General features: G+C 66.9%; 14 protein-coding genes. 6 read left to right on the forward strand and 8 right to left on the reverse strand.

The annotated features are described in order from the left end of the window. Positions 1–732: a 16S rRNA (uracil(1498)-N(3))-methyltransferase gene (locus KW836_RS09960; RefSeq protein WP_218343126.1), complete on the reverse strand. Its 732-nt coding sequence runs from the start codon at positions 730–732 to the stop codon at positions 1–3. 207 nt (positions 733–939) lie between these two features. On the opposite strand from KW836_RS09960, the gene tkt reads away from it, so the two are divergent. The 4 genes from tkt (at position 940) to KW836_RS09980 (ending at position 7,170) form a co-directional block, all read left to right on the forward strand. Continuing rightward, positions 940–2,976 (forward strand): transketolase, encoded by a 2,037-nt coding sequence (tkt, locus tag KW836_RS09965; RefSeq protein WP_218343127.1) that lies wholly within the window; start codon positions 940–942, stop codon positions 2,974–2,976. Positions 2,977–2,991: 15 nt separating this feature from the next. Further along, on the forward strand, positions 2,992–4,002 hold the full coding sequence (gene gap, locus KW836_RS09970) for a type I glyceraldehyde-3-phosphate dehydrogenase (RefSeq protein WP_056570971.1): 1,011 nt from the start codon (positions 2,992–2,994) through the stop codon (positions 4,000–4,002). A gap of 93 nt (positions 4,003–4,095) precedes the next feature. Further along, positions 4,096–5,292: a phosphoglycerate kinase gene (locus KW836_RS09975; RefSeq protein ID WP_175138191.1), complete on the forward strand. Its 1,197-nt coding sequence runs from the start codon at positions 4,096–4,098 to the stop codon at positions 5,290–5,292. Positions 5,293–5,481: 189 nt separating this feature from the next. Continuing rightward, positions 5,482–7,170, forward strand: coding sequence for a SulP family inorganic anion transporter (locus tag KW836_RS09980; RefSeq protein WP_218343128.1), 1,689 nt, complete (start codon positions 5,482–5,484; stop codon positions 7,168–7,170). A gap of 51 nt (positions 7,171–7,221) precedes the next feature. Here KW836_RS09980 and fabI read toward each other — a convergent pair whose 3' ends face one another. The 7 genes from fabI to KW836_RS10015 all read right to left on the reverse strand — a co-directional run bounded on the left by fabI (position 7,222) and on the right by KW836_RS10015 (position 14,502). Beyond that, on the reverse strand, positions 7,222–7,995 hold the full coding sequence (gene fabI, locus KW836_RS09985; RefSeq protein WP_175138193.1) for an enoyl-ACP reductase FabI: 774 nt from the start codon (positions 7,993–7,995) through the stop codon (positions 7,222–7,224). Next, positions 7,992–9,176: an acetate/propionate family kinase gene (locus tag KW836_RS09990; RefSeq protein WP_175124559.1), complete on the reverse strand. Its 1,185-nt coding sequence runs from the start codon at positions 9,174–9,176 to the stop codon at positions 7,992–7,994. The genes fabI and KW836_RS09990 overlap by 4 nt, the downstream gene beginning before the upstream one ends. A gap of 68 nt (positions 9,177–9,244) precedes the next feature. After that, positions 9,245–10,189 carry a phosphate acetyltransferase gene (locus KW836_RS09995; RefSeq protein WP_218343129.1) on the reverse strand — a complete coding sequence of 315 codons (945 nt, stop codon included), beginning with the start codon at positions 10,187–10,189 and terminating at the stop codon, positions 9,245–9,247. 5 nt (positions 10,190–10,194) lie between these two features. Further along, positions 10,195–12,822, reverse strand: coding sequence for a DUF3141 domain-containing protein (locus KW836_RS10000; RefSeq protein ID WP_218343130.1), 2,628 nt, complete (start codon positions 12,820–12,822; stop codon positions 10,195–10,197). A gap of 153 nt (positions 12,823–12,975) precedes the next feature. After that, the gene (locus KW836_RS10005; RefSeq protein WP_218343131.1) at positions 12,976–13,383 is read right to left on the reverse strand and encodes a VOC family protein; all 408 of its coding nucleotides are present in this window, start codon (positions 13,381–13,383) and stop codon (positions 12,976–12,978) included. Positions 13,384–13,408: 25 nt separating this feature from the next. Beyond that, the gene (yfcF, locus tag KW836_RS10010) at positions 13,409–14,041 is read right to left on the reverse strand and encodes a glutathione transferase (protein ID WP_218343132.1); all 633 of its coding nucleotides are present in this window, start codon (positions 14,039–14,041) and stop codon (positions 13,409–13,411) included. Positions 14,042–14,172: 131 nt separating this feature from the next. Further along, complete coding sequence (locus KW836_RS10015) at positions 14,173–14,502, reverse strand: DHCW motif cupin fold protein (RefSeq protein ID WP_175124563.1); 330 nt, start codon at positions 14,500–14,502, stop codon at positions 14,173–14,175. Between the two features lie 204 nt (positions 14,503–14,706). On the opposite strand from KW836_RS10015, the gene KW836_RS10020 reads away from it, so the two are divergent. After that, positions 14,707–15,648, forward strand: a complete 942-nt coding sequence (locus tag KW836_RS10020) for a DnaJ C-terminal domain-containing protein (RefSeq protein WP_218343317.1) — start codon at positions 14,707–14,709, stop codon at positions 15,646–15,648. Between the two features lie 2 nt (positions 15,649–15,650). Continuing rightward, a complete protein-coding gene (locus KW836_RS10025; protein WP_175124564.1) occupies positions 15,651–15,965 on the forward strand; it encodes a chaperone modulator CbpM in 315 nt (104 codons plus the stop codon). Positions 15,966–16,017 lie beyond the last annotated feature (52 nt).

Here is a 16,017-nt window from a genome sequence, read left to right on the forward strand (position 1 = left end):
CTACCACCCGCGCAGGGCGCTGATCGCCGACAGCAGCGCCAGCCCGGCCGTCTCGGTGCGAAGCACCCGGGGGCCGAAGCGCACGGCCTGCACACCCGCCTTGCGGGACGCTTCCAGTTCCTTGTCCGACCAGCCGCCTTCCGGCCCGACCAGCAGGGCGATGCCCGTCTGATCCGATGCGCCTTGCAACATGCCGGCCAGGTCTTGCTCGGCCTCGGGGTGGCAGAGCACGCGCAGGCCGTCGGCAGGCTGGGCCAGCCAGTCTTCCAGCGTCAGCGGCGCGTCGACGGTCATCAACCGGTTGCGGCCGCATTGCTCCGCGGCCGATTGCGCGATGCGCTGCCAGTGGGCAACGCGCTTTTCCAGCCGGGCGCCCGACAACTGCAATACGCTGCGCTGCGCGGCGATGGGGCTGACCCGGGCCGCGCCCAGTTCCACGGCTTTCTCGACCACCCAATCCATCTTGTCGCCCGACGGCAGGCCCTGGGCCAGGATGATGCGCCCACCGAGTTCAGCTTCGCGCGGATTGAAGTCGCCCAGCTGGGCGAAGCCGGCCTTGCCCTCGACTTCCAGCACCGCCGGGTACTCGCCGCCCTGACCGTTGAACAGCGTGACGGCTTCGCCGGCCCGCAGGCGCAGCACGCGCAGGGCGTGATGGGCAAGGGCTTCCGGCAGGGCGATGCGGGCGCCGGCGGTCAGCGGGGCGTCGCAGTAGAAACGGGGGGCGGGCATGACGTATTGCGGAATTCGGAGAGTGGGGGAGGTGACAAGTTCGCGTAGCTTACATTGCCCGCGCAATTCGCCCGAAACCCGCGATTACATAGGGCATCCGGCCGATGGCCTCCGGGAAATCCCCTGATGCTAAAATCTCCTGCTTCGCAACCTACTCAACCGGCCCTATTTCCTCTGTAGGCGCGCCGGTTTCAAAGAGCCTTCCGAATGAGCAATCCGACCGCCCCTAAACTTGCCTTGGCGGATGCCATCCGCGCCCTCGCGATGGATGCCGTGCAACAAGCGAACTCCGGGCATCCGGGTGCTCCCATGGGCATGGCGGAAATCGCCCAAGCCTTGTGGGCCGGCAACCTGCGCCACAATCCCAAAGATCCCGCCTGGGCCAACCGCGACCGCTTCGTGCTGTCCAACGGCCACGGTTCGATGCTGATCTACGCCCTGCTGCACCTGACGGGCTACGACCTGCCGATCGAAGAGATCAAGAATTTCCGCCAGCTGCATTCCAAGACGCCGGGCCACCCCGAAGTGGGCATCACCCCGGGCGTGGAAACGACCACCGGCCCGCTGGGCCAGGGCCTGGGCAATGCCGTGGGCATGGCGCTGGCCGAAGCGCTGCTCGCCGCCGAATTCAACAAGCCGGGCCACACGCTCGTCGATCACCACACCTATGCGTTCACCGGCGACGGCTGCCTGATGGAAGGCATCTCGCATGAAGTGTGCTCGCTGGCCGGCACGCTCAAGCTCAGCAAGCTGGTCGTGCTGTACGACGACAACGGCATTTCCATCGACGGCCATGTGGAACACTGGTTCGCCGACGACACCGCCAAGCGCTTCGAAGGCTACGGCTGGAACGTCGTCCGCGGCGTGGACGGCCATGACGTCGCCGCTGTCGACGCCGCCATCAAGGCAGCGCGTTCGCAGTCGGACAAGCCCACGCTGATCGTCTGCCGCACCGTGATCGGCAAGGGTTCGCCCAACATGGCCGGCACGCACAACGTGCACGGCGCGCCGCTGGGCAAGGACGAAATCGCCGCCACGCGCACCGCGCTGGGCTGGTCGTCGGAACCCTTCCAGATTCCGCAAGACGTGTACGACGGCTGGGACGGCCGCAAGCAGGGCGCCGAAGCCCAGGCCGAATGGCAGAAGCGCTTTGACGCCTACGCCGCCGAATTCCCCGCCGAGGCCGCTGAATTCACGCGCCGCATGAAGGGCGAGATGCCGGCCGGCTACGCCGAGCAGTTCAAGGCCTTCCTGTCCGCCACGCTCGAAAAGGGCGAAACCGTCGCCACCCGCAAGGCCTCGCAATTCGCGATCGCCGCGCTGGCGCCGCTGCTGCCGGAAATGCTGGGCGGCTCGGCCGACCTGACCGGCTCCAACTTCACCGACTGGAAGGGCGTTGCCGCCGTCCGCGCCGGCGACAAGGGCATCCAGCTCGGCCGCCACATCAACTACGGCGTGCGCGAATTCGGCATGGCCGCCATCATGAACGGCATCGCGCTGCACGGCGGCTACCTGCCGTTCGGCGGCACGTTCCTGACGTTCTCCGACTACTCGCGCAACGCCATCCGCATGGCCGCGCTGATGAAGCAGCGCGTCGTCCACGTGTTCACGCACGACTCCATCGGCCTGGGCGAAGACGGCCCGACCCACCAGTCGATCGAACACGCGGCCAGCCTGCGCCTCATCCCCAACCTGTCGCTGTGGCGTCCTTGCGATACGGCCGAAACCGCCGTGGCCTGGAACGCCGCTGTGACGCGCCCGGCCAGCATCGGCATGGACGTGCATGACGGCGGCCCGACGGCCCTGTTGCTGTCGCGCCAGAACCTGCCGTTCGTGCCGCGCGACGCGGCCACGGTGGACGCCATCGCCCGCGGCGGCTATGTGCTGCGCGATGCCGAGGGCGCCCGCGCCGTCATCATCGCCACCGGCTCCGAAGTCGCCATCGCCCTGGACGCCCAGGCGCAGCTGGCCAAGGAAGGCATCGCCGTGCGCGTGGTGTCCATGCCCAGCACCGACGTCTTCGACAAGCAGGACGCCGCCTGGAAGCAGTCCGTGCTGCCCAAGGGTCTGCCGCGCGTCGCTGTCGAAGCCGGCGTCACCGCTTTCTGGCACAAGTACGTGGGCCTGGAAGGCGCCGTGGTCGGCATCGACCGCTACGGCGAGTCCGCACCGGCCGGCGCACTGTTCAAGTTCTTCGGGCTGACCGCCGACAAGGTGGCCGAGACCGTCAAGCAAGTTTTGTAAAAAAGGAGCTTAGTCATGACCATTCGCGTCGCCATCAACGGTTACGGTCGCATCGGCCGCAACATCCTGCGTGCCCACTACGAAGGTGGCAAGAAGCACGATATCGAAATCGTCGCCATCAACGATCTGGGCGATCCCAAGACGAACGCGCACCTGACGCGCTACGACACCGCCCACGGCAAGTTCCCGGGCACCGTCGAAGTCGACGGCGAGTTCATGGTCGTCAACGGCGACAAGATCCGCGTGCTGGCCAACCGCAACCCGGCTGAACTGCCGTGGGGCGACCTGAAGGTCGACGTCGTGCTGGAATGCACGGGCTTTTTCACCACCAAGGAAAAGGCCGGCGCGCACATCAAGGGCGGCGCCAAGAAAGTCATCATCTCGGCTCCCGGCGGCAAGGATGTCGACGCCACCATCGTCTACGGCGTCAACCATGGCGTGCTGAAGTCGACGGACACCGTCATCTCCAACGCCTCGTGCACCACCAACTGCCTGGCCCCGCTGGTCAAGCCGCTGAACGACAAGCTGGGTCTGGAAAACGGCCTGATGACCACCGTTCACGCCTACACCAACGACCAGGTCCTGACCGACGTCTATCACGAAGACCTGCGCCGCGCCCGTTCGGCCACGATGAGCATGATCCCCACGAAGACCGGCGCTGCCGCCGCCGTGGGCCTGGTCCTGCCGGAACTGAACGGCAAGCTGGACGGCTACGCCATCCGCGTCCCGACCATCAACGTGTCGCTGGTCGACCTGTCGTTCGTGGCCAGCCGCGACACGACCGCCGAAGAAGTGAACAGCATCCTGAAGGCCGCCTCGGAAGGCGAACTGAAGGGCATCCTGGACTACAACACCGAACCCCTGGTCTCGGTCGACTACAACCACAACCCGGCCTCCAGCACCGTTGACGCGTCGCTGACCAAGGTCTCGGGCCGTCTGGTCAAGGTCTCGTCCTGGTACGACAACGAGTGGGGCTTCTCGAACCGCATGCTCGACACCACCGTCGCGCTGATGTCGGCCAAGTAAGCACACCGCCAGTCCATAAGGGGACGGATTTATTTTCCGCCATTGCGGAAAATGGGTTCGTCCCCTTTGTTCGCCTACCGAAGGAATCCAAATATGTCCAAGGTCAAAACTTTGTCCGCGCTGGCCAAGGCCGGCGCCCTGTCCGGCAAGCGTGTGTTCATCCGCGCCGACCTCAATGTTCCGTTCGATGACGCCGGCCGCATCAGCGAAGACACCCGTATCCGCGCCTCGGTGCCTGGCATCCGTCTGGCGCTGGACGCCGGCGCCGCCGTGATGGTCACGTCGCACCTAGGCCGTCCGAAAGAGGGCGTCCTGACCGACGCCGATTCGCTCGCCAAGGTCGGCCAGCGCCTGTCCGAGCTGCTGGGCATGCCCGTGCAGCTGGTGCGCGACTGGGTTGACGGCGTGAAGGTCGATCACGGCCAGGTCGTGCTGCTGGAAAACTGCCGCGTCAATGTCGGCGAAAAGAAGGACGACGAGGCGCTGGCCAAGAAGATGGCTGCACTTTGCGACGTCTACGTCAACGACGCCTTCGGCACCGCCCACCGCGCCGAAGCCACCACCCACGGCATCGCCCGCTTCGCGTCTGTGGCCTGCGCCGGCCCGCTGCTGGAAGCCGAACTCGACGCCCTGGGCCGTGCGCTGCACGAACCCAAGCGCCCGCTGGTCGCCATCGTGGGCGGCTCCAAGGTGTCGACCAAGCTGTCCATCCTGCAATCGCTGGCCGACAAGGTCGATCAGCTGGTGGTGGGCGGCGGCATCGCCAACACGTTCATGCTGGCCGCCGGCCTGTCCATCGGCAAGTCGCTGGCGGAACCCGATCAGGTCGATCAGGCACGCGCCGTGATCGACATCATGAAAAAGCGCGGCGCGGCCGTGCCGATTCCCGTTGACGTGGTGTGCGCCAAGTCGTTCGGCGCCGACGCCGAAGCTACCGTCAAGGCGGCCACCGACGTGGCCGACGACGACATGATCCTGGACATCGGCCCCAAGACCGCCGAGCAACTGGCCGGTATCCTGAAGCAGGCGGGCACGATCGTCTGGAATGGCCCGGTGGGCGTGTTCGAATTCGATCAATTCGCCAACGGCACCGAAGTGGTGGCCCGCGCGATTGCCGACTCCGACGGCTTCTCGATCGCCGGCGGCGGCGATACCCTGGCCGCCATCGCCAAGTACAAGATCGGCGAGCAGGTCGGCTACATCTCGACGGGCGGCGGCGCATTCCTGGAATTCCTGGAAGGCAAGACCCTGCCGGCCGTGGCCGTGCTGGAAGCCCGCGCGGCGGGTTAAGTCCGGCTGTGTACGCCCCTTGCGAAGGGGCGGCGTGCGGCGGGCGTCAGACGCCCGCCCGCACCAGGCGTGCGGCACCCAAAGCCGCCGCCTTGATTCGCCGCGCGCCGCGCGGCTTGGGGTTGGTGTAGGCTTGGGCGGTCATCCCGCTGCTGGCGGGAATTCACTTGTGATCCGTCTCGCTGCACCATGAATCTCCGCTTTATTCCTGGCCTGGCCAACTTCCAGGGCATTACCCGCGAATCGGCGCGGCGTGACGTGACCGCAGGGCTGAGCGTCGCCGCCGTGGCCCTGCCGGTCGGTCTGGCTTATTCCGCCATGATGGGCGTGCCGCCCGTCGCTGGCCTGTGGGCGGCCATTGCCGGCATGCTGGCGTATGCGTTCTTCGGTTCGTCGCGCACCCTCATCGTGGGTCCCGACACCGCCACCTGCACCCTGATTGCCGCCACGCTGACCGGCATGGCGCTGACCACGCCGGAAGCGCGTCTGCTCGGCGCCACCAGCATTGCGCTGACCGTGGGCGTGGGCTGCCTCATCGCGCGCGTCCTGCGGTTGGGCGTGCTGGCCAATCTGCTGTCGCGGCCCGTGCTCATCGGGTATATGGCAGGCGTCGCGATCACGCTGGCGATGTCGCAGCTCAGCGGCCTGACCGGCGTGGGACTGCGCAACAGCGGCCTCATTCATCCGTTCATGGAACTGTCGCACCGCCTGTCCGAGATCCGGCTGCCGACACTGTTCCTCGGCCTGGCCTCTTGCATCTTCCTGATCGTCGTCAAGCGCGTGCGGCCGTCGTGGCCCGGTCCCATCCTGCTGGTGGTGGCGACCTGCGTGCTGTCCTGGCTGTTCAATTTTCCGGCGCTGGGCATCGCGGTGGTCGGCGACGTGCCGGCCGGGCTGCCGTCCTTCAATCTGCCGGTCAGCCTGGAAGGCGTGGACGGCATCCTGCTGGGCGCGGCGGGCGTTCTGGTCGTCAGTTTTTCCAGCGGCATCGTGACCGCGCGCAGCTTTGCGGCGCGCACGGGCGAACACGTGGATCCCAATCGCGAACTCGTGGGCTTCGGCGCGGCCAACGTGGCGGCCGGGCTGTTCCAGGGCTATGTCGTGACGGGCGCGGACTCGCGCACGGCGGTCGGCCTGGTGGCCGGTGGCTCGTCGCCGCTGGTCAGCATCAGCGCCGCGGCCGCGCTGGCCGTCGTGGTGGGTCTGTTGAGTGCGCCGCTGTACTGGCTGCCGCAGTTTGCGCTGTCGGCCATCCTGCTGCTGGCTGCGGCCAGCCTCTTCGATTGGCAGGCCTTCAAGCGGCTGGCGCGCATTTCGCGGATCGAGCTTGCATTCGGCGTGTTGGCCGCCGTGGGCGTCGTGGGATTCGGCGTGTTGCAAGGCGTGGCCGTCTCGGTGGGCGCGACGCTGCTCTACGCCATGTACGTGTCAGGCAATCCGCGGGATGCATTGCTGGGCCGGCTGCCCGGTGAAACCGTGCTGGGCAAGCTGCACCTGAATCCGCAAGCCAAGCCCGTCCCCGGCGCCGTGATCTGGCTGTTCGAATCCTCGGTCTGGTTCTTCAACGCGGACGCCTTCCGCCGCCGCGCCCGCGAAATCATCGAGCAGGCGGGCGACGTGCACTGGTTCGTGTTGGATGCCGAGGCCATGACGCAGGCCGACGCGGACGCGGTCGAGGCGCTGTATGAACTGAAGCGCAATCTGGACGAGCGCGGCATCACGCTGCTGGTGGCCGGCGGCCACGGCAAGTTCCGCGAGGCGCTACAGCGTTCGGGGCTGGTCAAGAAGATCGGGCCGGACAGGATCTTCGGCAGCCCGGAACAGGCGGTCGACGCCATCGAGCGCTGGCGCCAGGGCGGGCCGGCGACGCTGGCCTGACCTTCACATGACCGGGGTGTCAGACACCCCGCGAGTGTCTGACACGCCGCGTCAATCGATGATGTGATACCCACCGTCGATATACAGCGTCTGCCCCGTCATCAGCCGCGCCGCATCCGTGGCCAGCCAGGCAGTCGCTTCGCCCACGTCGTCAATCGACACAAGGCTGCGCGCCGGCGCCTTCGCCTGCGCGCGGTCCAGCATCGTGTCGAACTCCGCGATGCCGGACGCGGCGCGCGTCTTCAGCGGACCCGGCGAGATCGCATGCACGCGGATGCCTTGCGGACCCAGCTCGGCCGCCAGGTAACGCGTGGCGGATTCCAGGGCGGCTTTCACCGGTCCCATCATGTTGTAGTGCTCGACGACCATCTGCGAGCCGTAGTAACTCATGCAGAAGAGGGCGCCGCCATTGCGCATCAGGGGCTCGGCCAGCTTGGCCATACGGATGAAGGACCAGCACGACACGTCCATCGCCTGAAGAAATCCCGCGCGCGAGCAGTCCGTGACTCGCCCGTGCAGATCGTCGCGCGGCGCGAACGCGACCGAATGCAGCACGAAATCCAGCTCGCCCCATTCGTCCGTGATGCGGCTGAAGACGGCTTCCAGCTCGCCGTCGTTCAGCAGGTTCATGGGCATCAGCAAGGGTGCTTGAACCTGCTGCGCCAACGGCGCCACGTGCGGCAGGGCCTTGTCGTTCAGATAGGTGACCGCCAGTTCGGCCCCCATGGCACGAAACGCCTTGGCGCATCCCCACGCGATGGAGTCGGCGTTGGCGATGCCTGTCACCAGCCCGCGCTTGCCGGCCAGCGGCAGCTGCGCGCTCATCGCTGCCTCACGAGCGCGAGCGTGTGCTGCGCGATGACCAGCTCTTCGTTCGTGCGCACCACGTAGACGCCTATGCGGCTGTCGTCGGCCGAGATGCGCGGCCCGTGGCGGGCGTTGCGCTCGGGGTCCAGCTTGATGCCCAGCCAGCCCCAATGCTCGCTGATCGCCTGACGGATCTCGGCCGAGTTTTCGCCGACGCCCGCCGTGAAGACGATGCCGTCGATGCCGTTCGTCGCGCAGCCCAGGCCGATCATGCCTTCGGCCACGCGCCACGCGAAATACTTCAGGGCCAGCTTGGCCGACGGCGCATTGCTCGCCAGCAGTTCGCGCATGTCGTTGCTGATGCCCGACAGGCCCTTCATGCCGCAATCGTGATACAGCATGTGCTCGATCTCGTCGTGGCTCATGCCCTGTTCCATCATCCACAGCACCACGCCGGGATCCAGGCGGCCAGGGCGCGTGCCCATCGGCAGACCTTCCAGCGCGGTGAAGCCCATGGTGCTGTCCACGCTCTTGCCCTGGTGCATGACGCAAGCCGATACGCCAGAGCCCAGGTGGGCGACGACGATCTTGCCCATCGCGATGTCGGGCAGCGTCTGCTTCAGGCGCTGTGCGATGTATTCGTAGGACAGCCCATGAAAGCCGTAGCGGCGCACGCCTTCCAGGTACAGGCGCTCGGGCAGCGCATAGCGGTCGGCCACGTCGGAATGACTGCGATGGAACGCCGTGTCGAAGCAGGCGACCTGCGGAATCCACGGCCGTCGCTCGCGAATGACGCGGATCGGCGCCAGGTTGTTGGGCTGATGCAGCGGCGCGAGCGGCGTGAAGGTTTCAAGCCGGGCCAGGATGTCGTCGTCGATCAGCACCGGCTCGGACAGATCCGGCCCGCCGTGGACCACGCGATGCCCCACTGCGAGCGGCGCGCCGCCCAGGTGGCCGCTCAGCCACGTGCCGACGACTTCCTGCGCGTTGGGCACGTCGGGAGCGTGGCTGGGCGCGATGTCGCGTTCGACCAGCGTCTCGCCCACCGCGTCGCGCACGCGCAGGCGCGGATGCGTGGTGCCGATGCCTTCAAGCTGGCCGCCCAGCCGGGGCGCCAGTTCATGCTTGTCGTCGATGTCGTACAGGTAGAACTTGATGCTGGAACTGCCGGCGTTGATGACGAGGATGGTGTCGCTCATGGCGGTGTGCTTCCACGTTGAGACAAGTCGCTCGGCGGCCCGCGGGGGCAGGCCGGGGCTGGGAATGTTCAGGCCAGCGGTCTGGCCTGCTGCTGGGCAAGGTGATTGGCGTAGATCGCCGCCACCGCGCACGACGCCAGGCGCGAACGCGGGCTGTCTGCGCGGCTGGTCAGGATGATCGGCACGCGTGCGCCCAGCACGATGCCGGCCGCCTCGGCGTTGGCGAGGAAGGTCAGATTCTTGGCCAGCATGTTGCCGGCTTCCAGATCGGGCACCACCAGCACCTGGGCCACGCCGGCCACCGGCGAGCGGATGCCCTTGATGCGCGCGGCGTCGGGGCTGATCGCGTTGTCCAGCGCCAGCGGGCCGTCCAGCACGCCGCCCGCGATCTGGCCGCGGTCGGCCATCTTGCACAGGGCGGCCGCCTCGATGGTGCTGGGGATGCTGGGGGTGACCTGTTCGACCGCCGACAGGATCGCCACGCGCGGTTCGCCCAGACCCAATCCCAGATGCAGGTCGATCACGTTGCGGATGATGTCGGCCTTGGTTTCCAGATCCGGAAAGATGTTGATGGCCGCGTCGGTGATGAAGAGCGGCTCGGCGTAGGTCGGCACTTCCATGATGAACACATGGCTGATGCGCCGGCCGCTGCGCAGGCCCGTCGTGCGCGCTACGACCTCGTGCATCAGCTCGTCGGTGTGCAGGCTGCCTTTCATCAACAGGGAGGCCTCGCCGCTGCGCACCAGCGCCACGGCGGACTCCGCGGCGGCATGGCTGTGCGGCGCATCGACGATGCGGGCGTCGCCCAGGTTCAGCTTGAACTGCGCGGCCGTGTCGCGGATCTTGCCTTCGGGACCGACCAGGATGGGCCGCAGCAGGCCCAGATCGCGCGCTTCCAGGGCGGCCGACAGCGACGGTTCATCGCAGGGATGGGCGATCGCGCAGGGCGCCGCCTCCAGCGTTTGCGCGCGCGCGATGAGTTTGTCGTAGTGCGTGGAGGTCGGGAGGCTCATGGGTCTCAGGCCTTGGCAGGTTGACGGGCGGCGGTCGCGCGCTTGGCGGGCGCCTTGGCCGGGGTCGCGTCCGCGCCAGACTTGGATGCGGACTTGGCTGCGGACTTCGGTGCGGACTTGGACGCTGTCTTGGCGGCGCCATTGGCCGCAGTCTTGGCTGCAGTCTTGGATGCTTTAGCTGCCGGCTTTGCCGGGGACTTCGATGCCGTTTTGGACGCGCCGTTGGACGTACCGTTGGACGCACCCTTCGATGCAACCTTCTTCGATGCGGACGGCGCGGCCTTCCTGGCCGGCTCCGCCTCATTCACGGCCTTACCCGCCGCATCAGGGTGCGGCCGGGCGGTCTTGGCGGGCACCTCGGCTGCCAGGTCGACCAGGTCCTGGACCGGATAGGGGGACTTCGTGGCGGCGGCGCCGCGCGACGCGGCAGGCGCCTGACCCTGTCCGCGCCGCTGCGCGCGGCGTTCGGCCGCTTCGAAGATGCGCTCCATTTCGTTCAGGCTTTCGCGCGCGGCGTCGCTCAGCGGCTCGGCGGCTTCCAGGACGCCCTTCATCGCGATCAGGCTGGCGCGGATTTCCGCGGCCGATGAGTCCTCCAGAAGACGGGGCATCGCTTGAATGGCGGCGTCCGAATCCAGCGTCATCATCAAGGCCTGTTCCCGGATCACGTCCTTGAACGCCTCCAGCGTCAGCGCGTTGTCGGCTTCGGCGCGCATCTTGCGGATGAGCGCGAAGCTGCGCTCGTCCAGGCCGCCTTCGGCGCCGGACACATACAACAGCATCCGGATCGCGGCCACGCGCAGACCGCCTTCCTGCAGCATCGAGCGCAGTTCCGCGGCGCGGTCTTCCATGAAGCGGCGATGCTCCGGCGAGACGCCCGGGTGCCGGCGCGGCGGGCCGGACTTGGCGCCCAGGCCGGCCAGATCCTGCACGACCGGCGATCCATACACGCTCATGAAGGTGCGCTCGTCGGCGGAATCGCGCAGTTCCTGCCAGATGTTCAGGCTGGTCTCGATCCAGTTCGAGAACATTTCCTGCGCCACCACGAACGGATTGGTGGGCGCGGCCTGCTGCCGGTTCTCGCGCACCTGTTCGGCCACCTTGGCGATGGGCGCGATGACCGGGTTGCGGTCGGAAATCAGTTCGTAGGGCAGGCGCAGCGGGTGCATGCGCTGCATCCACTCGGCCGATTGCGGCGTCACCATGGCGCGCAGCCAGGGCTGCACGAAGCTGCGGTACATGCCCAGGTTGATGTCCGAGATGCGGGCCACCGCGGCAAAGCGCTGGTCGTCTTCTTCCTTGCGGTCGACGATGGCGCGCACGTCGTCCAGCTTGCGCTGTTCGAAGGACAGCACGTAGTTGCCAAAAGCCAGATCGGCGTTGGGCGTGTCGGGCGTCTTGTCGGCGATTTCGGCCTGGTAGATGCCCGGCGGCAGCACATCGATCATGTCGATGTTGGAGGTGAATTCCTGGTGTTCCTTGCGCGCCACGCTGCCGGACACGAAGATGCCCAGGTGGCCGATGCTTTCGTGAATGGCGTAGACGATGGTCTGGCCGTGGGCCAGGACTTCGGCTTCGTTCTGGTAAAGCTCGGGAATCCAGCCCAGCGCCTGCGGCGGCGGGGTGATGTTGTCGCCCTTGGAGCAGAACACCACGATGGGCGAGCGGATGTTGCGCAGGTCGATGCGGATGCCGTCGGAGGTCACCAGGCCGGCGGTCGCCAGGCGGTTGCCGACGAACAGGTTGTCGACGATGTACTGGATTTCGGGGCCATTCAGGAAGACGTGGCCGCCCCACCATTTTTCAAAGCTGAGGTAACGGTCGGCTTCGGTGTCGACCTTGGAATACAGGTTGTACTGCTTGGACCACAGGGTGTTGGCCGGATTGAGGTTCTCGAAGTTCTGCACCAGCCAGGCGCCGTCGAACTTGCCGTTGCCCAGGTCGCTGGTCATGGCCGTGAGCCAGCTTCCGCCCAGCAGGCCGCCCGCGTAGCGCATGGGATTCATGCCGCGCCAGCCCGCCCAGTACGAGAGCGGTGCGCCCGCGACGATGATCGGCCCGAACAGTTCAGGACGCACCGCCGCGGTCATCATGATCTGCCAGCCCGCCTGGCAATTGGCCACGACGACGGGCTTGCCCTCGGCATCCGGGTGCAGCGCAATGATTTCTTCCAGGAACCGCGCCTCGGCCATCATCACGTCTTCGACGGTCTGGGTGGGCATGGGCTGCGGCAGGAACGTCGCAAAGTAGCAGGGATGCCCCGCGCGCACGGCCACGCCGATTTCGCTTTCCGGCTTGAAGCCGCCAATGCCCGGCCCGTGGCCCGCGCGCGGATCGACCACCAGGAAGGGGCGCTTGATCGGGTCCGTTTCCACGCCGGCCGGCGGCTTGATCCGCAAGAGACCGTAGTTGACGGGACGGGGCAGCTCGCGGCCATCCAGCACCAGCTCGAATTCCATGCTCAGCACGTTCGGCGCGCGCTTGGCCATGTGTTCGTGATACTGGTTGCCGCGCTGGCGCATCACGTCTGCGTAAAGCACGCCGCGCTGCCAGGCGTCCACGGCGTATTCGTAGGCGGCCGTCCAGGGGTTGAGGGACGGGGCGAGCGTGTGATCGGTGCCGGATGCGGCCATGGCGATCTCCTGTAATGAGCTGCCGGCGACAGATGGCCGCCGAGCCGGTCCCCAGTGGAACCGGCGAAATTGACCTCCCCATTACACCGCAACGGATGGTGCGGTGCAACATCAGAACGATTTGCGGGGCGTCAAATGGCCGATCAGCCCAGCTCAATCGGACTGATGGCAGACCGCTTCGACGCGGTTGCCGTCCGGGTCCAGCAGAAAGGCAGCGTAATACAGGGGATGGTAATGCGCGCGCACGCCGGGTGCGCCGTCGTCTCGGCCGCCGTGCGCCAGGCCGGCGGCATGGAAAGCGTCGACGGCCGCCCGGGTGGGCGCCTTGAAGCACCAGTGGCGCCGGGCGGCGGATGCGGGATCGGGAGAAGCGTCGGGGGTGGCGAACACCGACAGATAGGTATGGCCGCTGTCGCCGGGACCGCAGCGCTCGCCGTATCCCAGCGCGTCTGGACGGTCGTAGACCTTGTCCGCGCCCAGCGCCCGCATGATGGCGTCGTAGAACGGCCGGGCGGCGTCCAGGCGGGCGACGGTGATGGAGACGTGATCCAGCAGCTGCATCGCGGCGCCTTGGATGAGGGTCAGGTCACCGCGCGGCGGCGTTGTGTTCCAGCCATTTCTGGACGGCGGGCCGTTGCCATTGGGCGTCGGCGTAGGCGCGCAGCGTGTCGGGCAGGTCGTCGTTCGACAGGCGCTTGAGCATGACCGCCAGATCGGTGTCGGCGATGCACCATTTGTCGAACAGGGTCGTCTGGCCGACGCCGACCAGATAGCTGGCCACGCGGATCAGTTTGGCGGCGGCTGCATGGGCGTCGTCGGACAGCGGCGAGCCGGCTTCGCCGTAGAACACGGTTTCCGTGGGACGTTCCTGGCGCAGGGCGCCCAGGTCGCTGCGCAGCCAGGCTTGCAACTGGCGCGCGCGGGCGCGTTCCTGCAGGGCGGACGGAAACAGGGCGGTGTGTTCGGGCGGGGGAAAGGCTTCTTCCAAATATTCGGCGATGACGCTGGATTCGGTCAGGTTGAAGTCCGCGTGGGTCAGCGCCGGCACCCGCGAGGTGAGCGCGCGGCATTGGAACGGCTGCATGCGCTGTTCGCCGGCACTCAGGTCGATGGGACGCACTTCGAAAGGCAGTTGCTTTTCGGTCAGCGCCACATAGACCGACATGGCGTACGGGCTGAGAAACAGGGAATCGACGTATAGCGTAATCGGGGCGCCCAAAGCTTGTCTCCGGTCAGGCGAAGTAACGTATGGTCAGGCCGCGCGGGGCGGCTGGTTTGCAAAGCGTAACGCAAGTGCAATGCGGACGTGTCGCGCGGGCGCGTCAGTCCGCAAAGGTCAGCCTGCAAAGGTCAGTCCACAATAAATAGCTTGGCGCCGGTCTGCGTGGACGAGCGGTGCGGTTCGGCCTGATCGGCCACCTGATAGCTCATGCCGGGGGTCAGCACGAACTGGCGGCCGTCTTCCAGTTCGGTGTGCAGTTCGCCTTCCAGACAGAACAGGATGTGGCCCTTGGTGCACCAGTGGTCAGCCAGGTAACCGGCCGTGTATTCCACCATGCGCACGCGCAGGTCGCCGAATTGGCGGGTACGCCAGTACGCCGTGCCGGTTTCGCCGGCGTGTTCGGTGCGTTCCACTTCGGACCAGTCGGTGGTGCCGAAGGGGATGTTGCTCATCTTCATCGTGGATCCTGCAATGTGGGTCCGCCCCCAGAATGCCGGGCGAAAAAACACATACTACGCCAATCGGGCTACCGGCTTTCCGCGGCCGGCCCCTGGCGCGCGGCCGCACATTGAAAAATCGGTCCATAACCCCTATCTTCTGGCTATTCAAGGCCGGATCCGGCTGTGCCGGACGCGGCCTCAACCCTCTACGTGAGCTGGAACATGGAGTTCAAGGACTACTACAGCATTCTCGGGGTGGAGCAGGGCGCATCCGACGACGATATCCGCAAGGCATACCGCAAGCTCGCCCGCAAATATCACCCAGACGTCAGCAAGGAAAGCGACGCCGAAACCCGCATGCGCGACGTCAACGAAGCCTACGACGTGCTGCGTGACGCCGAAAAGCGCCAGGCCTACGACAATCTGGCCGCGGGCGTCTCGCCCGAGGGCGGCTTCCAACCGCCGCCCGGATGGGACGAAGGCTTCGAATTCCACCGCGGCGCCGCGGCCGGCGACGAAGCCCAATTCAGCGAGTTCTTTTCGTCACTCTTTGGTGGCCGGGGCGCCAGGCACGGCGGACGCCAGCAGGAATTCCGCACGCGCGGCGAAGACCATCACGCCGCCATCGAAGTCGACCTGGAAGACGCCATCAAGGGCGCGACGCGCGACATCAGCCTGCGGTCCATGCAGATGGACGACCAGGGCCGGCCGCACATGCAGAGCCGCACGCTCAGCGTCAAGATCCCGGCCGGCGTGCGCGAAGGCCAGTACATCCGGCTGGCCGGACAGGGCATGCCCGGCTATGGCGGCGGCGAAAGCGGCGATCTGTATCTGGAAGTGCGCTTCAAGCCGCATCCGCGCTACCGCGCCGAAGGGCGAGATCTCTACATGACCTTGCCGGTTGCCCCGTGGGAAGCCGCGCTGGGCGCCAGCGTCAAGGCGCCCACGCCCGGCGGCACGGTCGAAGTGTCCGTGCCGCCCGGGTCCAGCAACGGCCGCAAGCTGCGGCTGCGCGGGCGCGGCATCCCCGGCGATCCGCCGGGTGATCTGTACCTGGTCCTGGATCTGGTGCTGCCGCCGGCGGACAGCGAAGCCGCCAAGGCCGCTTACCGCAAGCTGCAGCAGGATCTGCCCTTCAACCCGCGCCGCAATCTCGGGGTCTGAGCATGAAGAAGATAGTGATCACCAGCGCCACCGTCGTCGGCAAGTCGCAGCCGCTCAACGCAGACGACCTGGCGCGCGCCTGCGGCGCGGAAGTGGAATGGGTGGCCCGGCTGGTCGAAGTCGGCATCGTCAATGCCAGCGGCAGCGGCCCGGCGGAATGGCGTTTCTACAGCGTGGACCTGCAACGCGCCTTGCACGCGCGGCGGCTCGAGCATGACTTTGGCGCCGGCCTGGACGCCGTCGCGCTCATCCTGGACCTGAGCCAGGAGGTGCGCCGTCTGAAGTCGCAGTTGCGGGCGCTGGGCGCGACGCCTTGACGGCGCGGGGCGTCTGATCGAGCCGCGTTCCGCTGGGCTGAGTTGGCGGCGA

The organism is Achromobacter sp. ACM05, from assembly GCF_019218915.1.
Lineage (GTDB): Bacteria > Pseudomonadota > Gammaproteobacteria > Burkholderiales > Burkholderiaceae_B > Achromobacter > Achromobacter animicus.

Coding starts and splice junctions, on each gene's coding strand:
- KW836_RS09960 (WP_218343126.1), bottom strand. CDS start 732: ATGCCCGCCCCCCGTTTCTACTGCGACGCCCCGCTGACCGCCGGCGCC.
- tkt (WP_218343127.1), top strand. CDS start 940: ATGAGCAATCCGACCGCCCCTAAACTTGCCTTGGCGGATGCCATCCGC.
- gap (WP_056570971.1), top strand. CDS start 2,992: ATGACCATTCGCGTCGCCATCAACGGTTACGGTCGCATCGGCCGCAAC.
- KW836_RS09975 (WP_175138191.1), top strand. CDS start 4,096: ATGTCCAAGGTCAAAACTTTGTCCGCGCTGGCCAAGGCCGGCGCCCTG.
- KW836_RS09980 (WP_218343128.1), top strand. CDS start 5,482: ATGAATCTCCGCTTTATTCCTGGCCTGGCCAACTTCCAGGGCATTACC.
- fabI (WP_175138193.1), bottom strand. CDS start 7,995: ATGAGCGCGCAGCTGCCGCTGGCCGGCAAGCGCGGGCTGGTGACAGGC.
- KW836_RS09990 (WP_175124559.1), bottom strand. CDS start 9,176: ATGAGCGACACCATCCTCGTCATCAACGCCGGCAGTTCCAGCATCAAG.
- KW836_RS09995 (WP_218343129.1), bottom strand. CDS start 10,189: ATGAGCCTCCCGACCTCCACGCACTACGACAAACTCATCGCGCGCGCG.
- KW836_RS10000 (WP_218343130.1), bottom strand. CDS start 12,822: ATGGCCGCATCCGGCACCGATCACACGCTCGCCCCGTCCCTCAACCCC.
- KW836_RS10005 (WP_218343131.1), bottom strand. CDS start 13,383: ATGCAGCTGCTGGATCACGTCTCCATCACCGTCGCCCGCCTGGACGCC.
- KW836_RS10015 (WP_175124563.1), bottom strand. CDS start 14,502: ATGAAGATGAGCAACATCCCCTTCGGCACCACCGACTGGTCCGAAGTG.
- KW836_RS10020 (WP_218343317.1), top strand. CDS start 14,707: ATGGAGTTCAAGGACTACTACAGCATTCTCGGGGTGGAGCAGGGCGCA.
- KW836_RS10025 (WP_175124564.1), top strand. CDS start 15,651: ATGAAGAAGATAGTGATCACCAGCGCCACCGTCGTCGGCAAGTCGCAG.